Source organism: Treponema primitia, from assembly GCF_046533075.1.
Lineage (GTDB): Bacteria > Spirochaetota > Spirochaetia > Treponematales > Breznakiellaceae > Termitinema > Termitinema primitia_B.
On sequence record NZ_JAJQRB010000007.1, the window covers coordinates 1 to 23754 of the forward strand.

Genomic DNA, 23754 nt, shown 5'->3' on the forward strand with positions numbered 1-23754 from the left:
CTTATTGAGTTTCTTTATGGCTTAACTTTTTGTCTACCGGTTCGGGGCAGGTCCAGTCTTTTCTCTGTGTCCTCTGTGTTTTTTCTTCTTATTCCTCTGTGTCTCCTCTGTGATCTCTGTGTTCTTCCCTCTGTGATCTCTGTGTTCTTCCCTCTGTGATCTCTGTGTCTCCTCTGGGTTTAATCCCTAATTTCTTCCCCCCCTTTGTGCCTTTTATAAACGATAATCCGATTTTTCTTTAGTTTTTTTATCATCTTAGTGGGTTTTCTTAAAGGGTGTGATATAGTACCCTATAAAAAAGCTATTTGCTGAAAAGGGGGTAGCATGAAAATACTGCGCTCTATAATTCCTGTAATCCTCTTGTTTGGTCTGGGCTCCTGCGATCTGTTCCTCGCCAAGGATCACCGGAATGTGTACGATGATGTGGCCTACGAGGTTTGGCTTGCCAAGCAGCCGGTGCTGTCGGTACGGATGGAACTTATTCCCGGGTCCGGGGCTGCCAACCCACCGGCGGGGCTTATTACCCTGCCGGATAACCGGCCTAAGCTGGAGGTGCCCTTTAACGTTGCCTTTAGTGTAAACCCCGGGTTCGGCTTTGTAGAATGGCGGGCTTACCGGGCGGATACGGACCCGAAAAATGGGGACACGAAATTAGGTCCCGAAGTGGAGTTTAAAAGCCTCAATGCGTCCGGAACCGAGGCGGAGGTACGGATCATCATCAATGAAGGGGTGACTATTATCCCCTTTTGTGCGGCCCTGCCGGAGGTGGCGGATCATAACCTGCCTAACGCTGCTTTTCCAAGGCTGCCTACCAACTATCCGGTGGAGATACGGTTTAATGCGCCGGTGGACAGCGGGAGTTTCTCTTTCCGGAATTCCGCCAACCCTGAAGGAACCATCGCCATTACGGGAAAACCGGACCAGGGGATGGGCCAGTCCCGGGATTTAACCGAACTTTATATACTCGAAAAAGACGAATGGGGGATCCGGCTGCTCCCGGCGGCGCTTGACGGCCTTGGCTTTGCCAACCACGATATCACGATAGAACTCTCCACGGGCATACGGAGCAAGGACTATCCCCTGTATATGGCGGAAAGCCGAACCTTTAGCTACGGGACTTCCGACGGCCCTAACAAGGACCTCCCGGTGCTTAGCTTTATCCGGGGCGCCCTGGGTACCGGAGCGGCGGATGTGTTTTTCTCCGACAATACCGTTAACTACAATAATGCAACCCAAACCTGGCCGGATGGATATGCCCTGAAAAGTAATGCTGCGGGACAGCGAACCGTGTACCTGTTTTTTGACGCCTATAAAAACATGGGCGCCATAAAGGAAATAGCCATTACCGAGGAACGGATTATGGACATCACCGGCCAGATAGTGCCCGTGGAAACCCAGCCGCCCCGGGTATATCCCAATGATAATTTACGGGATGCAAGTTCTCCCCTGGCCTTGGTGTACACCGGGGAAGTGCAAAAAATACCCTTTGTCATACCCCATACGGTACAGACCGCCAAAGAAGGGGTACTCCGGTTTTATATACAGCCCAAGGATTCCTATGGAATGGGGTACGGGTTAAATGCGGCCCGGGAAGGCAATCTCTATGTTGACGCCGTCCTGGATCTGCCTCCGGCCCCGGTAAGCGGAGTTGGCGGGGTGTATAACCGGAGCGCCGGGGATATCACCCTGACCTGGACCGATCCGGCAAATGCCGATCTGGATCATATCGCCATAAACTGGATCGGCCCTTCCTCATCAGGCTCAACGGCCCTGGCTGGGGCAAAAAGCAAATCCTTAACGATAGGCGCGGGGAGCTATACCTTTACCCTCACCGCAGTAGACCGGGGCGGGAACTCCGGCGAGACGGTGACCTTTCCCTTCACCGCCGATGCCGATACACCCAGCCCGGTAACCGGGCTCACGTATTCACGCGACTTGGGAACCATTAGCTGGACTAACCCATCGGAGACGGGTACGGATAAAATCAAAATAAACTGGACTGGGAGCGGAACCGGAGATGTTTTAATAAGTTTAGTAACCCCAGGTGGAACCCAGACTTATCGTATTGACAATCTGGCTGCCCCCGACGGAGCGGTCTATACGGTAACGGTCAAGACAGCCAATGACTCAAAAGAATCCGATGGGGTTTCGGTGACCGTATACCCGGACGCCATAGCGCCTGCGGCTCCTGACTACTTTACCGCTTCCTATAACCAGGCGGCGAAGACCATATTGGTAGGCTGGCCTGATCCGGGCGGGGATGTGCAGGACATAAAGCTGGAATGGGGAATCGCCGGGACATCCATTACGGGAACCAAACGAGTGGGCAAGGAACAGCAACCCTGTGTTATTACCGCGGTCGATGGGATTGTTTCGGACAGCCGGGGCTATACGATAAAGGCCTATGCGATTGACCGGGCGGGGAACACATCCTTGCCGTCCGAGAAAACGGTAAGCGACACCACCCCTCCCACCGTGGCTGCGGTGAACGGCGTGGGCTATACCACCCTGAAAGCCGCCTTTGACGCAGTCCCGAACGGGACCGGGAGCGCCAATCCTGTGGACATCACCGTGCTGAAAAGCGCCACCGGCGCTGATATCGGCGGGCCCATCACCGTGAAGGGGTATGTGCGCTTGGTCGCGGCGGAGTTTGGTAATACGAAGCTTACCTTTACCGCGGCGGGCGGCTCGCCAATTGTGGTTCCCGCCGGGGCGGGCCTTACCCTGGGGGATGGCAGCCATGATATTATCCTGGACGGAGGCGCGCCCTCGGTAAGCCGGACCGGCGCGCTGGTGCAGGTCAAGGGAGCCTTTACCATTAACGGTTCATCCCGTGTGCAGAATAATAATGCGACCACCGGCTCTGGGGGCGGAGTATCCGTGATTGGAGGGACCCTGAGGATTGACGCAGGCTCCATCGAGAGCAACCGGGCAACCCGGGGCGGCGGTGTGTACCTGGAGGGAACCAACGCGAAGCTAATCGTAACCGCCTTTGGAAGCATCAACAACAACACGGCGTCCGTCGACGGCGGCGGGGTGTATGGAACCGGGGGCCTTATCACCCTGCAGAACGACAGCTTGATAAGCGATAACAGCACGGAAAGCGGTGATGGCGGCGGTGTGTACCTGGTGGGGACGGCAGCCGGGAACAAGCCCAGCCTGAGCATAGAGACTGGGGGGAAGATACAGCGGAACACCGCCATAGAAAACGGGGGCGGCGTATATGTAGGCCCTTATGCCAACCTGAAAATGACCGGGAACAGCCTCATCGGATCATTACCGAGCGACGATAGGACGAATGTGAATAACGCAGCCTCCGGGGGAGGCCTTTATCTGGCGGAGAACGGTACGGCAAGCCTGGACGGGACCGCCATGATTCACATCAACTTAATCAACGGCAACCGCAACAGTATAGCACTTGCGGGGACACTGATCTTGCGTAACGGCGCCTTTTTTGAAGATGCGTGCCTCCTCGGCAACACGGGAACTATCGAGGTTGGGAGTGCTAAGCTGACACCCAGCAACTATTATATGATGAGGATTACTCTGGAGGACTGGGGCACCACCCGTACTGCTCCGGTGCTGACCGGCTTTGTTGCGAACAATAATACCAAGTTCGAGGTGTATGGACCAGCCGGAACGAACTATATGCTTAAGCGCAACGGCTACCTGATAGACGCGAAGTACACCAGGTATCGGGACGAACGCGTTGAGGACTATTATGATACGCTGCAGGATGTGTTTAGTGATACGGATTTCCCCGCAGGGGGTAGTGTAAACTCCCCCGACCTAATCCTGATGCATGGGACATCCCAGAGTGTGGGTGCGGATACGGGTTATACCATTCCCTCCAACGTCCACGTTTCGTTAAAAAAGAATACCGGCAACTTTACCTTCACACGAACTGCGGCTTCAAACATACCGATGTTTACCGTGGCAAACGGCGCTTCCCTGACTATCGGGACGGTGTCCTATGCTCTTTTCCTGGATGGAGGGGGTACTTCGCTTCTCCACTCAAGCCCGCTGGTAAAGGTAGATGGCGGGAGCTTCATGATGGGGACAAACGCGACGCTGCAGAATAACAACAACAGCGGCGACGGCGGCGCGGTGTATGTCAGCAGCGGGACCTTCATCATGAACGGAGGAACCATTAGCAGCAATACGGCGAGCGGCAACGGCGGCGGGGTGTATTGGGAGGAGGATAGTAGCTTCACCTGGAATAATTCGGGGGTCATCAGTTCGAATACCCCGAATAATGTTTACCCAACGGGCTGGTTGGGGAACCACCCACCCGACTAGAAAAGAGCGCCTGGCGCCAGTTTGGGCGCCCGACGTCCGATGGGCGGAAAATGAGGAAAGAACACAGGAGGACAACCATGAAATCATCTCTGCTTAAGCTCATCCTCATCCTCCTGGTCCTCTCTCCCCTTCCCGCCCTGGACCTGGATTTCCGCCTTAGGCCCTTCTTTTTTATCCCCCAGGGGGAAAGCGCGGAATTCTATGATCTGGGGGGCGGCGGGGATCTGCTCTTTGATGTTGATATATCCAGCGTTTTTACCAATCCCCTGGGGATTGGTTACTCCCTGGGCCTTGAGGGCGGCATCCTTTACGGGGGACTCGTCTCACCGGCTTCCGGGGACATTCAGCCCTATGCGGCGGCTCTGGGGGCGCGCCTGTTCTACTACCCGCTTTCCCGCCTATACCTGGCTGCAGAGGGGTCGCTGGGTTTACATCAGATAGTGCAGCACCTTGCAAATAGGGGAACAGGCTACGACAACGGCCTTTGGTGGCGGCTGGGTGGGGAAGCGGGGTTCCGGTTTAATCCCTCGCTTGTACTCTCACTCTCCGGCGGCTGGAAAGAATTCAAGGGATCAGGCGGGGTCAGCCTCCTTACCGGGATGTATGCGGGGCTTACGGCGCAGTTTAGCTTTGAAACCCGCGCTTCCAAAGCGGATGTGCAGGCTGCGGTCTCCCAGGACGAGCCGGTCTATCCCCTGCTGCTCTCCCTGTACCGGAATAACCCGGCGGGGATCATCAGCATTACGAACAATGAAACGGCGGAGATACGTAATGTGCGGGTCAGTTTCCGCGCGGGAAACTATACGGCTTCGGAGTATCCCTGCGGGACTATTCCGCTGCTGCCGAAAAACCGGTCTGCGGAACTTCCCCTCTATGCGGACTTTGCGCCGGCGCTGCTCAACTTTACCGAAAACGGCCGGATTGTGGGGGAACTGGTGATCCGCTACACCTTCCTGGGGAAGGAGCGGGCGGTGGTGCGGAACGGGGCGGTACAGGTGTATAACCGGAACCGTACCGCAGAAGATCCTGCGGCCCTTGCAGCCTTCGTGTCCCCCACAAACCCGGAGACCCTGGAGGCGGCGAAATTCTTTGCCGGCCTTGCCCGGAGTAAGCGGCGGACCGGGTTAAACCAAAATATGGAATCCGCCGTATATCTGTTTGAAGGATTGCTGGCGGGAGATCTCTGGCTCCGGGATAACAGTGATGCTGCGGCCCTTAATATGGTGCAGTTCCCGGCCCATACCCTGACCTTCCGGTCGGGGACGGCGGCGGATCTGGGGCTGCTCCTGGCCTGTCTGCTGGAGGGTATGGGGATCAGGGCGGCGCTTATTCCCCAGGAAAACGATTTTATCACCGCCTTTTCCCTGGGCATTGGAGTTGCGGCGGCGGATAGTTTGTTTAACGATATGTCCAAGCTCCTGGTGGTCAACGACGAAGTTTGGCTGCCCCTTTCCATGGCGGCTTTTAACCGGGGTTTTATCAATAGTTGGGAGGAAGCTGCGGAACAGCTGGGCCGGGCTTTTAAGGCGGAGGAAAATGTAGAATTTATAATCCTGGGGGATACCTGGGGGATATACCCGCCCGCTCCGCTCCCTGCCCAGGCTTTACAGTTTATCCAGCCCCGGGAGGATACGGTCAAACAGGCGGCGGCCCTTGCCCTGGACCAGTACGTGGTCAACGAGCTGGCTCCGAAGATTGCAGAGCTGGACCGGCAGATCCTCAGTAGTCCCAGCGCCCTTCTGTATAACCGGCTGGGGCTGCTCTACCTGCGTTCCGGCCGCAACGCCGAAGCCAAAGCCGCTTTTGTCCAGGCGGCGGACCAGGGCTCCCTCCCCGCCCTGTTAAACCTGGGCAACCTGTCCCTGCTGGAGAGTGACCTTGGGGCGGCGGAACAGTATTTCAATCAGATCCTCTCCCGGGAACCGGAAAACGCCGCCGCCAGGCGGAGACTTAATTCTATTGCGGTGGAACGGAACCAATAAATGGCGGGAAAATCACTTTTGGTGTGCGCAGTATTACTACTCATCTCGGGGCCGGTTTTTTCGGAACAGGATTTCTCCCTGCGCATTGCGCCCCTGGCGGTTATACCCATTGGGGACGCGGCGGGATATTTTGTTCCGGGCTTTGGGATGGAGGCTGCTGCGGAATGGGCGCCCCTGTCCTTTCTGGGCCTGCGCATAGGCGGGGGATATTCGCAGATTGCGGTGGAAACCGGGACGGCCTTTTCCTTCTTCACGGGGAAACTGGGGCCCGTGTTCCGGTGGCGGCCCCTGGACCGGCTCTCCCTTTGGGCGGAGGGGAATGCGGGTATGTTCCAATATCAGAACGGCGGGAATGATGATTCGGATACCCTTTTAAGCTTTGGAGGAGGCCTGGGTGCGGACATACACCTTTCACCCCTTTTAGCCCTATCGGTTTCCGGCGCCTATACCCGGTACAATCTCTATAACAACCGGTCCATTGACACCATGGGGATTAACCTTGGGGTACGTCTTTCCCTTTCCGAGTTGTTTAAAAAAGACGCCGCCATCCGGGGGGAAGTGAAAGAGCAGTACCCGGTGTTCCCCGTATCCTATGCATGGTATGAAGAAAATCCCGTAGCAATGCTGCGGGTGGTGAATAATGAAAAAACGGCCATCACCAATGTAAACCTTTCCCTGTACCAGGAACAGTTTATGAGCCGCCCCTCGTCTTTCGCGGTAATACCCCGCCTGGGCGCGGGGGAATCGATGGATATGCCGGTAACGGCGCTGTTTAACGAATCCATGCTTTCTTTAACAGAAAATATGAGCGCCAACGCCCAGGTGTTGATCAACTACCGGCAGTTGGGAAGCGGAAAGGAGACGGCAATAACCATGACCCTGCCGGTTTTCCACCGGAACGCCATGAGCTGGGATGATGATCGCCGGGCAGCCTCCTTTGTAAGCGCCCGTGATCCCGCAGCGCAGAGTTTTGCCCGGTATGTGGAGACCGTGGTGCAGACCCGGAAGCGTCCGGTCCTGCCCCTAAACGTGCAGTACGCCCTGGGGCTTTTTGAAGCCCTGAATGTATATGGCATGAATTATGTGATAGACCCGGCAAGTTCCTACGTTGAACTTTCAGAATCCGCAAGCAGCCTGGACAGTCTGAACTATCCCTATCAAACCCTGTTCTACCGGGGCGGTGACTGCGACGATCTTTCCATCCTCTTCTGTTCGCTGCTGGAAGCGCTGGGGATCGATACCGCCTTCATCACCATACCGGGGCATATTTACATGGCCTTTTCCCTTGGCCAGGATACCGCGGGGATACCGGAATCGGATCTGATCCGCCATGGGGATCAATGGTGGATGCCGGTGGAAATTACGGTGACCAACAAGGGCTTTCTCCGCTCCTGGCGGATAGGCGCTCAGGAGTGGCGGGATGCGGGGGAGGAAGGACGCCTGTACCCCATGAAGGAATCCTGGGCTGTCTACCCGCCGGTAAGCGTACCGGATGCTGTAAGACGCGCCCCGGCCATGCCCGAAGAAACTGTTTTTATTACGGCCCTGGAAGAGTCCCTTAACCGTGTTGGTGAATTTATTATCCGGGACAGGGTACAGGAATTGGAGGGGGAACAAGCCCGGTACAATGAACTGGGGATTCTCTACGGCCGTTATGGTATTTTTGACAAGGCAGCGGCGGCTTTTACCAAGGCCGGACACAGTGATGCTGCGATCAATCTGGGACACCTTGCTTTTATAGAAGGCCGCTATCAGGACGCCATCCTATGCTACGAGCAGGTAGTTTTGAATCTGAGCGATGATACCCAGGGCTGGCTGGGAATTGCCCGTTCTCTGTACGGCGCCGGAGATTTCCCCCGCGCCGGAGCGGCCTATTCGGATGTGGTCCGCTTAAACCCGGCGCTGGCGGGGCTCTACCCCTATCTGGGCAGTTACCGCGAATGGCAGGGCCGTCCCCGGTCTTACGCAGACCGGCTGGGCTCCACGGTCTGGGCGAACAGCGCCGCCCTGAAAGAACTTGAAAGCCGTGCTGAGGATACCCCTATCAGAGATGAAACAAGGGAAGGAACGCCCTCGGATCATATCCGGAAAAACGAAAACAGTGAAACAATCATAAGAAAAGCAGATTCCCAAATTTGAAGAAATTTAACCGCAAAGGAGACGAAGGCGCAGAAGGGGAAGAGAATGAGGGGTCTTATTCCCTTAAATACTTCTGCGCCTTTTGCGCCTTAGCGGTCGGATTTTTCTTTAAAAATAGTATCGCTTTCAGGCAGGCGAACTGCCCTCCAAAAACGCCCCGAAGTACTCCGGTAGCGGCGCGCTCACATCCAGCGTGAACCCGCAAAGCCCTTCCGGGATGACCAGCCTGCCGGCATGGAGCAACAGCCGCTTAAGTCCCCGCTCTTTGCGGAGCCTTTTGTTCAGGGGAAAATCCCCGTACTTATCGTCCCCCAGGATGGGGTGGCCTATGGAGGCCAGGTGGCGGCGTATCTGGTGCATACGGCCCGTACCCAGCTCCAGTTCCAACTGGGAGAACTCCCCGCCTGTAAAAAGGTGCCTGGCACTGCTAAGATAGGTGGTACGGGCTTTCCGGGTGGTTCCCCGGATTTCCAGGTCCGTTTCGATGGTTCCGCTTGGCGGTTCGGGGCAGCCGGAACAGATTGCCAGGTACTGTTTTTGAACGGCGCCGGGCGCCGATCTTGCAAAGATGCCGGAAAACAGGGCTGCCGCTTCCTTGGTTTTGGCGACCAGGATGACACCCGAAGTGTCCTTGTCCAGACGATGCACCAGGAGCGGACGGGGGGAATATTCGGCGGATAGGAGAGAGTCCAGAGAGCTCCCTACCCCTTCCCCGCCCTGGACCGCAAGACCCGCGGGCTTATTCAGGACCATGCATTGGTCATTCTCAAAAAGTACGGCGATATTCTTCACGAAAAATTCCCCAACATACCGATTATTATACTATCATGGATAAACGAAATATTCTGGCGGCGGCGCTGTTTGCCGCATTTTTTTCAGCAATGCTGTATGCGGAACCCCTGGTCTCGCCGTCCTGGGGTTACCGTATCGATCTTCCCGAAGAGTATCAATACAGTTCCGGGGACGGCAGGGACAAGTTTAGTTTCCAAACCACCGGCGGGGCGAATTTTGAACTGGCCGTATATCCCCCGGGTAATCAGTCCTCATTTCCTTCGGTCGAAGCCCTGGCCGCGGATGTTAAAAAGCGTTTGAACAGCAGCGGGGAAACCAGTATTTTTGAGTACCGGAACAAGAAGGCGGTTCTTCTGGAACTGGAATTTTCGCTTCCCGCCCCCCCGGGGACGAGAAACCGGGCTCAGACCCGGCTTTCAGGCTGGGGGCTCTGTATGGAGCTGGAAGCCAAGCCGGATGGCGTGCCCCTAATCCTGGCCCTGGCTTATGGCAACGCTGCAAAGGAGGAGCTTCAAATCCTTTACTTTTCCGCCCTGGATTCCCTGGCCCCGGCGCAGGGGGATCAGTATTCCCCGGGTCCCATAACGGAATTTACCTACCCCCGGGGAAACCGGGTACGGGTATCCCCCTTTGGGTTATCCCTGGAAGCCTTCGCCTGCGAACACGATGCGGAAGGCGCCCAGGCCGTGGTGGATAGGGAGTTCGAGATACTTCAACGCAGCGCCGATAAGCCGAACTGGAAGGAAGCCTGGACCCGTTTTTACCGGGCCATATACCGGGACTCCTTCAGCCGTCTGAGCGAGATCGCCTTTGCCCTGGAACGGTACTGGGCGGCGCCGGGCGCCGTTTCCGGAGATCAGAGCCGATGGGATTTGGCGGGGAAGGGTCTGGGATGGGTACAGACCTTTAGCTACGAGCGGGATCTCCTGGGCAGCGATTTTGTGAACCTGATAAGCGCCGCCATCGAAGGCCGGGGGGACTGCGACAGCCGGGCCATGCTCTGGGCCATCATCATGGAACAGGCGAATATTCCTGCGGCAATCATGGTTTCCGCGGACTACGGCCACGCCATGGGCCTGATCGATATCCCCGGCGTCGGCGCCCGGTTTGAATGGGAAGGCAAGCGATGGCTGGTGGCGGAAACTACCGCAGCGGTAGCCCTGGGACGTATTGGGCAAAAGGTGAGCGATCCTACCTATTGGCTGGGAATTAGCTTTTAGCTATGCTTGGTCAACAGCCGGTAGGCTTCGTTGGGTGTTTGGCTGGCAAGAAGATCCTTCCTAAGGGTGAAGTCCCTAAGCCGGGTACTGAAAAACGATATGGTCTGTAAATAATAGGCGTGTTGATTGTACGCAGCGGCAACCATAAACACCAGCCGCACCGGCTCGTCGTCCAGGGCCTGGAAATCGATGATATCGGTCTGGCTGATCCCCACGGAAACCACCAGATCCGTCACCGAGGCGAGGCGGACATGGGGAATAGCGATACCCCGCCCCATGGCGGTGGTCATCAGCTCTTCCCGCTTGAGGATTTCGGTTACCAATTCCTGACGGTTTTTTACCTGAGGGGCATTAGCCAGATTATTCACCAAGGCTAAAAGGACATCACGTTTAGTAGAATAGTTAAGGATGAGAATACGGTCCGGGGAAATAATGGTCTCCACAGCCACCGCCTCTATGGGCGATGCCATGGTATGGGTGGAAAGACGGTCGTTTACCCACTTTTCAATCTCTGATTTCTTAAAACGCCAGACGGTCCCGATTTTTCCCGAGGGAATCTCCCCCTTTTGAGCCCAATCGTACACGGTCCGCTCGGAAACCCGAAGATACTTCGCTACTTCATCTATAGTAAGTATATCATCGTCAATCATTACCATTATTTTACAACAAACGTCAGGATATGTCAAGTTCTGCGAACTTGTTCTGTATGGAAGTTATATAACTCGCCGCTCGCGCGGCTGGCGAATCAATCCCTGCTATACGCCGATTGTGCTGCTTAGGGCGCCTTGTTTTTTGAGGTTTAGAATGTAGGCGGCGTATTTTTTATCCATCACGGCGATATGGGAAAGGATCCAGTCCCTGAGGTAACGGACAAACACATTGGGGACGAATTTCTTTCCCCCCTGATAACTTTGAACATCGCCCAGGATCTGTTTGATAAAGCTCTCGTGCTGTTTTTTATGATCCGCAATTTCGGGATATTTCGCGTTTTCCAGGAGCTTTTCCTCCGCGCTAAAATGGTACTTCACATAGTCAACCGTGCCCTTTACGGCGCTCATAAAATAGACCTGGGCGGCTTCATCTCCGGTCAGACAGCCCTTGTACAACTCATTGGTCAACCTGATAAGTTCCTTATGCTGATCATCAATTAACGGAATACCCACCGAATACCGATCGTCCCACTCAACAAATGCATCGCTTTCCATAAACAACCCCTGGCATCAAGTATATAACAGGGGAAGAAAAAAAATATAGTGGTAAAAGTGAAAAGAAACCCTATCTCAATAGCGGGATACCATTCACCATCATCATATATCCTCCTTGAACATCGCCTGGATCTTTTCCACAGCCTTGTCGTATTCAAAGAGCAGGATATCCTCTTTAATTTTGTTAACCAGATCCTTGGTATTAGAATCCAGGGGTATAACACTGTATTCCAGCATGATTTTATTGACAGTTTCAATATCCATGTTTACCAGGGCTTCTTTCAGGGCTTCAAAATGAAGGGGGGAAATATCAATCTCCTCAGGCGTTTCCGCAGCTTGCGACGAAGTTTCCCGCGCAGCGGCGGAAGCCTTGGCAATAAATTCGGAAATATTGGCGGTAAGGGTCTTTAGGTCTTCCAGAAATTGCGGCGTCTTTTCTGCTATTCCCGCCGCAAGTTGTGCTTTACCCAGTTCCTCCAGGGCAGCCGCGCTGTCGCCAAAGTCGTAGGCGCCTATGCTGCGGCCGGCGCTTTTCAGGGCGTGAACCAGGGTAGTATAGGAACGGTAATCCTTTTGCTCCACCGCTTTCTTTATCTCATCGTATCGCTCCAGGGCGTCACGGCTGAAAACAGCAAGGATATCAAGGTAGATAGCAAAAGAACCGCCGGTATTTGCAAGCCCCCTGGAGACAAGAACCCCGGGTATATCCACGGGCGCCGCTTTTTCGTTACCCCGACTTGCGGCGGGGATATTGGCTTCCCTGCGTTTTGATTCGGGGATCCACCGCTTCAAAATGGCATTTAATTTTTGAACTTCAATGGGTTTTGCAAGAAAATCATTGATACCGTTTTTCAGAAACAGCTCCCGCTGACCGAATACCGCATTGGCCGTAAGCATGACAACCGGTAAATTTTGATAGTAGTTATCAGCGTCATTGATTTTTCTGATATGCGACACCGCTTCGATCCCGTCCATGCCGGGCATCATGTGATCCATAAAAACCAGATCGTAGCGCTTATCTTTTACCATCTGCACCGCATCGGCGCCGTTTTGGCAGGTATCAATTTGCATCTGGTACGGAGCCATTAATTCCGCAGCCACCCGAAGATTAGTAGGAATGTCATCCACAATCAATATCTTCGACCACGGGAAGGTACAGTAGGCATCTCCGTCATAGGAAGAATAACCCTTGGTAACAACACCGTTCAGGACATTCGCAAGGACAACCGAATAGATAGGCATAAGAATACTGCCGGTTTCCCGGTATACCGCGAGTTCCCCCAGTTCCGTCATGATGATCAGCTGCATGGAATTACCCCGCTTGCCCCAGATTGGGATACAGTCCATGGCATACCGGGAGGAGACAAAGGCAAATGCGTAATCACCCTCCCCCAATTCTTTATTAAAAACAGCAAGATCCGAAACATACACAGGATTGAGGGCGAGATTTTCCATGGCGCTTTTCAGGGAGTCACCATGAAGGGGGCGTTCTTCAAATACCAGAATCTTTTTACTTTCAGGATTATCCACCCAGGCAATACGCCGGTCATCGGAAAATGTCTGCACCATGGCGGCGGTAAAGACCGAACCTTTACCGTATTCGCTGGATACGGTGATCCCCCCTCCCATGGCCAAACAGAGGTTGTTAGCAATGGTAAGGCCCAACCCGGTTCCTTCGATACCCTGATTGCGATCCACATCTACCCGGATAAAATCGTTGAACAGATCCTTCATGTCCTCCTCTTTTATACCGATACCGGTATCGCTGATCCGGAAAACAAGATCCATTTTATGAGTTTCAATCCGTTTCATCCCCACATCCAGGGCGATATGGCCTTGCCGGGTATACTTCACCGCATTGTTGAGCAGGTTGATCAGTATCTGCCTGATCCGCGCTTCATCACCCTGCAGTACCGCCGGGATATTACTGTCCACGGTGACAAAAAAATCCAAGGGCTTGTCCACCAAACGCACCCGGATTACGTTAACCACATCGTTTATGAGGGAGGCAAAGGAATAATCCTTTGATTCTATCTGAACATGGCCGGATTCTATTTTGGAAAAATCAAGAATGTCGTTGATGATGGAAAGCAGGGTATTCCCCGACTGGCGTATAATGGAAATGTATTCAAAAATTTCACCGGAAATATTCTTGCGCAGTATAATTTCAGACATACCCAGAATGGAATTCATGGGGGTGCGTATTTCATGGCTCATCCGGGCGAGGAAGGAAGTTTTGCTTTTATTTTTCTCGTCGGAACGGATCTTTGCCATGCTTAATTTGATAAGAATATAACACAATATTGCCATAAGGATGGCGCCCACAATGGACAGTACCAGAATCATAAAATTGACATCCCGGTAATAACTTTCCATTGGTTCGGCAATGCCGATATACCAGCCGTTTTTCATTTTCTGGTAAAGGGCAACAACCTTAACTCCCTGATTGTTCGTCAGGTTTACCCGGGAAATTTGGCTGCCCCTCTGAAGTTCGTCCACAATGGCCGCATGTCCCGGGCTTAGTTCCTGCATTTTCCTGCCCAAATAGAACTCGTCGGGGTGGACGATAAATACAAGGTCAGGGCCGATGAGCATACCGTAGCCGCTCTTGGAAAACTGAAGGCCCTTGACATATTCGGAGATACTATCGAATTCCATGTCGTAGGAGACAACCCCATAATCTTTTCCGTCGGTTCCCCGCAAAGCCAGGGAAGCGCTTATAATCATCCTGCCGTCCCTGGCATCCGGATACGGAACGGTGAAAATAACCTTACCCTCGTTCTCTCTGGCCGCAATAACCCAGGGCCGCTTTTCGGGCAGGTAATCTTCCGGAGGTATCCACCGATTGCCGTCTATAAATTTCCCATTGAAAACCCCGTAAAGGCTTATAAAATCCACATCCCCCAGAGACATTTTTAGCCACTCGGTCAGCTCGACCAGGTATTGCTCTATTTGAGCGAGGGACTGGCCTGCCTGCAGCCGGCTGCGGACCGAAAAGGCGGTATTGAACACCGAAACTTCCGCTTCCTTGAATTCAGATTCGATCAGGGTTTCTGCGGTGCTCAGTATGCCCTCGGCGGTGGTGGCCATGTATTTTTCTACTATCCCGGCGGCAAAAAAGGAACTGATAAGTACCATCGCCAGGAATGCAAGAATAACAAATATCAACTGTTTATAATTTTCCTGGACTATCAGCTTGGGTTTCATAAATTCCCCCCAGAACATTTACGTTCCAAATTTCAAAAATAATTCCTGGCGGCTATTGATGCCCAGCTTCCGGTAAATATTCTGGCAGTGGTTATTCACGGTTGCAAAGGCAATGAAAAGCTCAGCGCCTATCTCTTTGATAGTATACCCCTTTAATAGAAGGGTGCAAATTTCTTTTTCCCGTTTGGAAAGGCCGAATTTATCAAAATCCGGGGGCATACGAACAAATTGCCCCTGGAGTTTTGCAAGCTGCTCGCTATAGGATTTCCGGTAGTAGTGGTTAAGCGATAATGAAACGATGAATATCCCGACGCCCAGGAGAAGGAGAATTACCAAAAGAAAACCATTGCGGGAAAAAAGCATCCGGTTATAATCCTGTTTGGGCATACCAAGCGCCACGGCCATCACCTTGTCCGTATAGGGGGAATTACCGGGATAGAGTTTGACGGCTTCGACATTATCCAAAAAAACAAAATCCGTAAATTGCCGGTCGCCCCTGTTTCCGGAGAGAAGGTACTGCCCGCCTTCAAATTCTTTTCCGTTGCGGGGGCCGAACATACCGAGAAGCTGCGGATAAGGATCGGTGCTGGAATTGTGGATAGTCCTGAAATGCAGGGTACTTACTTCAAACCCGCATACCCCCAGGAACTCTCCCCGTGAACTGATTATGGGAACGCTGCAAAGTATGGTAGGTTCTTCTTCATTATATTCGCCAAGGAGGCCATTAAAAGTCCAGTAATAGGAACGAGAGAGGGGCAGGGAAGGATCTTTTTCGAAAGTTGCCTTGGGCGCCGTATAGAGATCCCTATCCGGGGTAACGGTAAATTCCAGCCGCCAGTTTGATTGCAGGGAAAGATTGTTTTTATAGGCGAGATCCGCAAAACCCCGGAGAAACAATTTATAAGAGCTGCTTGGTACAACCGGTTCCGCATTCCGTATAAAAAAGCCTGAATGGGAGCTATCCGCTCCTTCAATATAGGGATTAACGGTTGCTTCAAGTACCACGAACACCCCCGACACCTTTGCCCTATCCAGTGCAATAAGCACCAGATCAAACTCGTCATCGGCTATTGTTTCGAGAATATCAGGGTGATAGGACAATTCAGTCATGTCAAGTTCTGAAACCCGCAGATGGTTTTCAATATTCCGCGCCAGGGATTGGGAAAACTGTATGGAATCCACCACAACTTCTCCCAAGCGCCGTTCCAGATCCAGGGCAATACGATGACGCTCCCGGAAGGTTTGCGTTTTTATTTCTTTGCTGCCGTAATCTATTGTCCCATTTAAAAGCAGGATTATGAATACCGCTAAACCCAGGATATAGAGCGTGACGGGAATACGGGTCAGAAAAAAACGCTGCTTAAGGCTTACCCTTTCCTTTTTTGTTATTTCCGGGGGAGACCCTTTGGGCTTCGGGCGTTCAGAAGGAAATTCCTGCATACGTTAATTCCCAAAGGCGGCAATAAACGCGGCAAGATCCTGCTTGTTCCGCGCTTCGCTGCTTATACCATTCTGTATTCTTTCTTCCCGGGCGGCCTTTGCAATTTTTTGAATTTCTTCTATATATTGACTCTGCAGTACATCAAAGCCGTCAAATACCGGGGGGACGTAAAAACGATATTCCTTTTGCATGACCAGGGTGGTCAGGAATGCCTTTTTTACCATGGCATTTTCAATCGGCTGGAGGCGATTTTCCATGACATCCTTAAAAGCCTGCTTCGTTACCGGAATATACCCGGTAGAAGCGGTAAGCCTGAGGTTCTGCTCCGGAGCGGTAAACCATTTCAGGAATACACCGGCGGCATATTCCTTTGCGGGCGTAGACTTTATGACACACATACCGGCGCCCCGCTGGACCGCGACTTTTTCCCCGCCCTTAAAAATGGGAAAGGGCAATACGATAAATTCCGCCGCTTCCTTGATATTATTCTTGTAGGTGATGGAATCGGGATAATAGATGGCCGCCGCAGAGGTACCGGTAGCGCAGGCCACTTCTCCGGTCATTGCTAAATAGTTGCCAAAGCTGTTAAAAATTGCGGTGTATCCCCTAACGGCGCTCTCGTAATAATTGTTCCCAATCCGCTCGAAAGCCGGAGAGTTCACCCTGAGTTTCCTGTTCTGCACAAAATGTTCGCCCATCTGTTCCATGCCGATCATCGTAAAATTGAACAAAAGATCGGGGAAATAAAAAGTTTTACCCCCTGACCACTGATAGTACCTTTCCGCCGTCTCGATAATACCTTCAAAAGTTTCAAGCCGCTCCAGGCTAATACCGGGAACCTCAGCGGCAAATCGGTCAAAAATGGTTTTATTGAGGTATAGGACTTCGGTGGATTTTAAAATGGGCAGAAGGTAGAGTGTGCCATTTATGGTTCCTTCCTGAACAAAATCGTTTACATAGCGGGAAATCTCATCGGCGCTGAATTGGGAAGCAAAATCCATTATAAGCCCTTTTTTGACAAGGGCAGCCGCTATAGGAGGATACACCACCGCCATATCGGGGATTTCCGGCGCACCGGGATCGCCCTCGATTGCCGCAAACAATTTTTCACTTAAATTCGATGCATCTGCGGTGGAGGTAATGGTGACAAAAATCCCTTCCCGTTTGCCGATGGTATCGTTAAACTCGTCCATCAGGGTCTTAAAACCGAAGTCCATGGGCCGTACATAGGTATGCCATACGGTAAGGTTAACCGGGTTTTTGGGACTGGGCCGATCGGGATTTTGGCAGCCCGACAGAGAAAAGAAGGATAGGGTAAAAAAACCTATATATCCTAGTAAAACTATGGGAAAACGAGTATAAATCCCTTGCCGCCCGAAGCAACGTTTTTTAGCTTTACCCATACTTTGGAGTATATCAAGCCCGTCCAAAATCATCTACCCCCTTAAAAACCGGAATTTTTTCCATGATACGATTATATCATAATCCCCTTTTCCATCCTGATACAATCATACCAGTTCCCCCGGAGCATCCGATACATTCATACCAAGGCATTTTTTTCGTATCCGGTTTATCCGGTATATTCATATTAAGGCTATCGTCTTTCATTTAATTTATCCGGTACATTCATATTATGAAAAAGGATACTTCGTTTTTTACAAAAAATGATAAAAACATACTGCTGTGTAATTGTTTGGTCCTGGATATAAGTTAAGCAACAAGATTCAGAACCATTGAGAAGGTTCAAAGGAGTGAAAATGAGCAGCAATATTTTGCTATTCAAAAAAATTATTATAGTAAGGGAAAGGGGAGTTCATTTTAGAGTCCTTTTTGCCAGATATAATAAGCCGGTCATGAAAACAGCTTTTTTTGAGAAGAGGACCTGTGGAGTCCTTGGCGAATTAACGAATTTTCCCGGGGGGAAGCTATGAAACTTAAAGCTAGATTGAGTATAATCGTCATCGCCGTTTTGGTAGCCGTCGTAGCCACCATATCTATCGTCCTGCTTAACAAGGCCACAAGTACCCAGATGGCCACGGCTCTCAAGAGTACCGAACGCCTGGCTGCAGAGCAGGCAAAGGACATACAGCGCCGGGAGGAAACCTACCTCCAGACCGCAAAGACCCTGGCAAATATCATGGGGGATTACAAGTTGGTGGATCCATCGGTACGGCGTACCAGGTACAATGAAACCATGGAAGCCATCCTGGATTCGAATTCCCACTTTGTCGGCATATACTCCGTGTGGAAACCCAATGTCCTGGATGGCATGGACGCCGAATTCGCCGGACAGACCGGCTATACCGACAAGGGCCAGTACGCTTCATGGTACAGCCGGGCTTCAGGGGAAATCGAGCATAAAACATGGAAGAATTATCAGACCGCAATCGCAGACGCTGAGGAAGTTCACGAACCTGAACCCCAGCTCGTGGATGGAAAACACGCCTATATCTTTAATATCTCTGTGCCTGTTATCGCCCATGGGACAAATGAAGTAGTGGGAGTGGTGGGCATCAATGTTAACATAGACGGATTGCAGGACTATGTAGAAAATATTCTCAAAAACAACAATGAGATTGACGTTATGTCGGTATATAGCAAGAACGGGACTGTCCTGGCAAGTATTGTTCCGGAACGGGTTGGCAAGGATATGCACGAAGCCGATGCCGCTCTTTACACCAAAGAAATCGACACGGCCTACGAAGTAATACAAAACGGTAAAATAACCCACCTGCGGGAATATTCCCCGGTGTTAAAAATTAACCTGCGCATGGTCCTGCATCCGATAGCTATCGGTACTTCCGCCAATCCCTGGACCATCATGATGTCAGTTTCTGAAGAGACCATATTGGCCGACATACGGCAGATGACCCTTTTTACCATTCTCATCGCGGCAGCTTTTATAATAATATCGGCGGTGATCATCTACCTTGTAGCCTCAGGGGTAACAAAGCCCATTGTAAAGATTTCCGCCATGCTTAAGGATATTTCCGAAGGCGAAGGGGATCTTACCAAACGGCTCAATGTGTCCAGTAACGATGAAATCGGCGCCATGGCCCACTTTTTTAACATGACCCTGGACAAGATAAAAAATCTGGTAATCACCATTAAGGACCAGGCTTCCGCCCTTTCCACCATCGGTACGGAACTCGCTACCAATATGACCGAGACTGCGGCGGCGGTTAACCAGATTACTTCCAATATCGAGAGTATTAAAGGACAGGTCATTAATCAGTCCGCCAGTGTTACCCAAACCGGTTCTACCATGAATCAGGTAACAACAAACATTGACAAACTGAACAACCAAGTGGAAGATCAGTCCGCCAGTGTATCCCAGTCTTCTTCGGCCATTGAGGAAATGCTTGCCAACATCTCAAGCGTTACCCAAACCCTGATCAGGAACGCGGAAAATGTTCAGCACCTTGCCGAATCGTCACACCTGGGCAGAAACGCGGTACAGACCGTTTCCCTGGACATACAGGAAATTGCCAAGGAATCCATGGGTCTCCTGCAGATTAACGCGGTAATGAAGGATATATCGGCCCAGACCAATCTTCTTTCCATGAACGCCGCCATTGAGGCCGCCCATGCGGGCACCGCGGGAAAGGGTTTTGCGGTGGTGGCCGATGAGATCCGAAAACTTGCCGAATCTTCCTTTATACAGTCAAAAACCATATCCGAAGTTCTTGTAAAGATAAAAGAAGGAATCGAAAAGATCGTCGGTTCGACGAATATGGCGTTAAACAAATTTGAAACTATTGATATGGAAGTCAAAACCGTATCGGATCAGACTTCTAACATCAAGAGCGCCATGGAAGAACAGCAAACCGGAAGCCGGCAGATCCTGGAAGCCATCGGTCAGCTGAATGAAATTACCCAGATGGTGAAGAGCGGTTCCATAGAAATGCTTGAGGGCAGCAAGGAAGTTATATCCGAGAGCGAAAATCTTGGACGGGTAACCCAGGAAATCTCCAACGGGATGAGCGAGATGGCCGCAGGGGCAACCCAGATTAACGTAGCCGTACACCGGGTCAATGAAATCAGCGTAGATAACCGGGATCAAATCAATACCCTGGTAGCCGAGGTGGAGAAGTTTAAAGTTGCATAAAAGATTTATACTATTGGGGCCGGGAGAACCCAAAACAAAATGGACAACGCACGGAAAAAAATTGTTTTAGTGGATGACAATATCACCACCCTAACTCTGGGCAGTTTTACACTGGGGGAAAAGTACGATATTTTTACCGTTCCTTCGGGAGAAAAGCTTTTTATCCTCCTTAAGAGGATATTCCCGGATTTAATACTGTTGGATATTGATATGCCCGGGATGGACGGTTATGAGGTAATAAAAAGACTCAAGGCCAACACTGCCACTGCGGATATACCGGTTATTTTTCTTACCGGCAAAAACGATACCGGCAGTGAACTGGAAGGTTTGACCCTGGGAGCCATCGACTATATCTCTAAGCCCCTGTCTCCTCCCTTGCTGCTTAAACGGATTGAACTCCATCTTTTGGTAGAATCCCAGAAGAGGGAGCTCCTGTTCTATAACAGCAGCCTTACAAAAACAGTTCTGGATATGCAGAACTCGGTTTTAAAAACCGTGGCGGATTTGGTGGAAAGCCGGGACGAGATCACCGGGGGCCATGTGGAACGGACCCGGCGGTATCTGGAAATTCTCCTTGACTCTCTGATAGAGCAGAAAATGTACCTTGAGGAAATTCAATCCTGGAACCGGGATTTTCTGCTCCAGTCTTCCCAATTACATGATTTGGGCAAGATCCACATCAAGGATGATATTTTGCTCAAGCCCGGAAAGTTGACCGATGATGAATTCGACATGATGAAAAACCACACCGTGTTTGGGGTAAATATCATTGATGAAATTGAGCGGCATACCCCGGAAAACAGTTTCCTCAAGCACGCCAAGATCTTTGCCGGAACCCACCATGAGAAATGGAACGGAACCGGATACCCCTACGGCTTATCGGGGGAGAACATCCCCCTGCAGGGCCGGCTTATGGCGATAGCGGATGTATACGACGCTCTTATTTCCACAAGGCCCTATAAAGCGCCGCTTACCCATGGGGAAGCGGTAAGCATTATTATGAACGGTAAGGGAACCCACTTTGATCCGATCCTGGTGGATCTGTTTGCCCATGTCTCAGGCGAATTCGACGAAATAAGTCAAACCAGGGAAAAGGAGATGCTGAGGGAAAATGTAACAAACTATGTGGTGGCCGTATAATTGACTAAAGGGTCACAGTGTTTCGCAACCTTACGGATTTATCGGCAAAGACGGGAGTGGGGAGGGGTGTCCCTGACTGCATGTGCATGTATCGGACCTACGGTCCGCGCCTGTCTCCGCAGCCCCGCTGCGCGGGTCTACTACGACAGAAAATTCCATATACATGCAGTCAGGGACACCCCTCCCCACTCCCGCCGGTGTCACATTCCGGTAACCGCAACGGATATAGCGGTAATGAAACCGGGTACGCCTAACTAAGTTTGGCGCATGGCCCGGGAGCCGGGCATATCGGAAAAACGCCGGTGGGGGCGGGGAATCCCCACTGCGGGATGCCTGTTGAGTCTGCCTATGGAGCCCCCTGCGGGGTCTCCTCCGGCAGAGAATTCCAGAATATCCCGCAGCGTGGCTTCCCCGCCCCCACCGGCGCCTGTGCGATTGGCCTGTGTTTGAGCGTATTTCCCAAGAGCCGACATATCGCCTAACTAAGCTTGGCGCATTGTTTAGGGGCGGAAGCTGCCTAACTAAGCTTGGGGCTAACTGACAATGGCGGGGGTAGGGAGGGGCATCCCCGATCGAGCACATATGGAATTCTCTGCTGGAGGAGACCCGAAGGGGCTCCGCAAGCAGGTTCTACATGCGTGCTCGATCGGGGATGCCCCTCCCTACCCCCGTCTTTGCCGAAAGAGTACGAAATTCACTTGCCACCAAAAACACTTTCACAGTCCGGACTTCATCCCATTTTAGGAACAAAATATCAATATTTACCTCAATTTACCCTGAATTACCTCACATAATCCGTATTTTATCATTTCTCATTCCTAATTTTTCAGCTCACTTGCATAAAAAATGATAAACCGTGTATTATAAGAAACGGAGGCTGGAATGAAAAAACAGGCTAGACTTGTCTTAGAGGATGGGTCGGAATTTGCGGGGTGGTCCTTTGGGAAGGCGCGGTCCCAGGCGGGGGAAGTGGTCTTTACCACCGGCATGACCGGTTACCCCCAGTCCCTAACTGATCCCAGTTTCCGCGGCCAGATTATGGTGGCCACCTACCCCTTGATGGGAAACTACGGGGTTCCGGTAAAGCCGAAAACCGCAGAGCCCTTTTACGATGAACAGGGCATCCCCAAACATTTTGAATCCCCCCTGGTCCAGGTTTCGGGTTTTGTGGTGGCCGAGGCCTGCGCAGAACCCAGCCATTTCGCCTCCGGCGCCTCCCTTACAAGCTGGCTCGAAAAAAACAATGTTCCCGGTATCTACGGTATTGATACCCGGTCCCTCACGGAACGGCTGCGGGAACACGGGGTTATGCAGGGGAAGATTCTGGTGGAAGGGAGCCGGGACGTAACCATGGATTCGGGGATTATCACCCACCCGGTGGCGGATGTTTCCCCAAAGGAAATTAGGCGATACCGATCCCCCGGAACAGCGGAAGGTGAAAGGCTTCCCCGTATAGCCCTGGTGGACTGCGGGGCCAAGGCTAACATACTCCGTTGTTTCCTTTCCCGGAAGGTGGAGCTTATCTGCGTACCCTGGGATTCGGATCTCCGGAATATTGAATACGACGGCCTCTTCCTCTCCAACGGTCCCGGGGACCCCAAGGCCTGCAATAAAACTATCGCCACCCTCCGCCGGGCCTTTGACCAGGGCAAGCCGATTTTCGGCATCTGCCTGGGGAATCAGATCATGGCCCTTGCCGCCGGGGCGGACACCTACAAACTCCCCTACGGCCACCGCGGCCAGAACCAACCCTGCATTGATACCGAAACTAATCGCTGCTATATCACCAGCCAGAACCACGGCTATGCGGTCCGTGGAGAAACCCTCCCCAAGGGCTGGGAACCCTGGTTCATCAACGCCAACGACAATACCATTGAGGGCATCCGCTCCGTCAAACACCCTTTCTCGGCGGTACAATTCCACCCCGAAGGCTGCCCGGGGCCTCGGGACACGGAATTTCTCATAGACCGGTTTCTGGATCAGGTAAAGAAAACAATATGAAGGAAAACAATATGAAGAAAAACGCAGAGAACACGGATGAGAGACACAGAGAACACAGAGGGAAGAAAAATATATTCCTCTGCGGCATCTGTGTTCTTCCTCTGTGATCTCTGTGGTAAATATTCGATTAAGGAATACGAATGAAGAGAAAACACAGAGCACACGGAGGAGACGCAGAGAACACAGAGGGAAGAAAAATATATTCCTCTGTGGTAAATAT

Annotated in this window: 15 protein-coding genes; 8 read left to right on the forward strand and 7 right to left on the reverse strand. The window is 51.9% G+C overall.

Translation table 11 applies throughout. From position 1 onward, the window contains the following. Window positions 1-324: 324 nt before the first annotated feature. From LQZ19_RS01090 to LQZ19_RS01100, 3 genes are all read left to right on the forward strand, one after another. Window positions 325-4299: a hypothetical protein gene (locus tag LQZ19_RS01090; protein ID WP_411045782.1), complete on the forward strand. Its 3975-nt coding sequence runs from the start codon at window positions 325-327 to the stop codon at window positions 4297-4299. A gap of 77 nt (window positions 4300-4376) precedes the next feature. Further along, window positions 4377-6281 carry a tetratricopeptide repeat protein gene (locus tag LQZ19_RS01095; RefSeq protein ID WP_411045783.1) on the forward strand — a complete coding sequence of 635 codons (1905 nt, stop codon included), beginning with the start codon at window positions 4377-4379 and terminating at the stop codon, window positions 6279-6281. Further along, window positions 6282-8420, forward strand: a complete 2139-nt coding sequence (locus LQZ19_RS01100; RefSeq protein WP_411045784.1) for a hypothetical protein — start codon at window positions 6282-6284, stop codon at window positions 8418-8420. Window positions 8421-8546: 126 nt separating this feature from the next. Here the strand turns inward: LQZ19_RS01100 and LQZ19_RS01105 are convergent, their stop codons facing one another. Then, window positions 8547-9212, reverse strand: a complete 666-nt coding sequence (locus LQZ19_RS01105) for an RluA family pseudouridine synthase (RefSeq protein ID WP_411045785.1) — start codon at window positions 9210-9212, stop codon at window positions 8547-8549. A 35-nt stretch (window positions 9213-9247) separates the two neighbouring features. On the opposite strand from LQZ19_RS01105, the gene LQZ19_RS01110 reads away from it, so the two are divergent. Further along, complete coding sequence (locus LQZ19_RS01110) at window positions 9248-10432, forward strand: hypothetical protein (RefSeq protein ID WP_411045786.1); 1185 nt, start codon at window positions 9248-9250, stop codon at window positions 10430-10432. Here the strand turns inward: LQZ19_RS01110 and LQZ19_RS01115 are convergent. The 5 genes from LQZ19_RS01115 to LQZ19_RS01135 all read right to left on the reverse strand — a co-directional run bounded on the left by LQZ19_RS01115 (window position 10429) and on the right by LQZ19_RS01135 (window position 17688). Beyond that, window positions 10429-11082, reverse strand: coding sequence for a PTS sugar transporter subunit IIA (locus LQZ19_RS01115; RefSeq protein WP_411045787.1), 654 nt, complete (start codon window positions 11080-11082; stop codon window positions 10429-10431). The genes LQZ19_RS01110 and LQZ19_RS01115 overlap by 4 nt on opposite strands. Before the next feature lie 105 nt (window positions 11083-11187). Then, window positions 11188-11637: a bacteriohemerythrin gene (locus tag LQZ19_RS01120; RefSeq protein ID WP_411045788.1), complete on the reverse strand. Its 450-nt coding sequence runs from the start codon at window positions 11635-11637 to the stop codon at window positions 11188-11190. A 102-nt stretch (window positions 11638-11739) separates the two neighbouring features. Beyond that, window positions 11740-14844: a response regulator gene (locus LQZ19_RS01125; protein WP_411045789.1), complete on the reverse strand. Its 3105-nt coding sequence runs from the start codon at window positions 14842-14844 to the stop codon at window positions 11740-11742. A gap of 18 nt (window positions 14845-14862) precedes the next feature. Next, window positions 14863-16284 (reverse strand): helix-turn-helix transcriptional regulator, encoded by a 1422-nt coding sequence (locus tag LQZ19_RS01130; RefSeq protein WP_411045790.1) that lies wholly within the window; start codon window positions 16282-16284, stop codon window positions 14863-14865. Between the two features lie 3 nt (window positions 16285-16287). Further along, on the reverse strand, window positions 16288-17688 hold the full coding sequence (locus LQZ19_RS01135; protein ID WP_411045791.1) for an extracellular solute-binding protein: 1401 nt from the start codon (window positions 17686-17688) through the stop codon (window positions 16288-16290). Window positions 17689-18042: 354 nt separating this feature from the next. Between LQZ19_RS01135 and LQZ19_RS01140 the strand changes: the two genes are divergently transcribed. From LQZ19_RS01140 to LQZ19_RS01150, 3 genes are read left to right on the forward strand one after another with little or no spacing between them, the layout of a single operon-like run. Continuing rightward, window positions 18043-18216: a hypothetical protein gene (locus LQZ19_RS01140; protein ID WP_411045792.1), complete on the forward strand. Its 174-nt coding sequence runs from the start codon at window positions 18043-18045 to the stop codon at window positions 18214-18216. Next, complete coding sequence (locus LQZ19_RS01145; RefSeq protein WP_411045793.1) at window positions 18213-20393, forward strand: methyl-accepting chemotaxis protein; 2181 nt, start codon at window positions 18213-18215, stop codon at window positions 20391-20393. Before LQZ19_RS01140 ends, LQZ19_RS01145 begins: the two co-directional genes overlap by 4 nt. Window positions 20394-20432: 39 nt before the next feature. After that, window positions 20433-21533, forward strand: a complete 1101-nt coding sequence (locus tag LQZ19_RS01150) for an HD domain-containing phosphohydrolase (RefSeq protein ID WP_411045794.1) — start codon at window positions 20433-20435, stop codon at window positions 21531-21533. A gap of 254 nt (window positions 21534-21787) precedes the next feature. Here the strand turns inward: LQZ19_RS01150 and LQZ19_RS01155 are convergent, their stop codons facing one another. After that, window positions 21788-22006 (reverse strand): hypothetical protein, encoded by a 219-nt coding sequence (locus LQZ19_RS01155; RefSeq protein WP_411045795.1) that lies wholly within the window; start codon window positions 22004-22006, stop codon window positions 21788-21790. Between the two features lie 409 nt (window positions 22007-22415). On the opposite strand from LQZ19_RS01155, the gene carA reads away from it, so the two are divergent. Next, the gene (gene carA, locus LQZ19_RS01160; RefSeq protein ID WP_411045797.1) at window positions 22416-23534 is read left to right on the forward strand and encodes a glutamine-hydrolyzing carbamoyl-phosphate synthase small subunit; all 1119 of its coding nucleotides are present in this window, start codon (window positions 22416-22418) and stop codon (window positions 23532-23534) included. The last annotated feature ends 220 nt before the right edge of the window (window positions 23535-23754 follow it).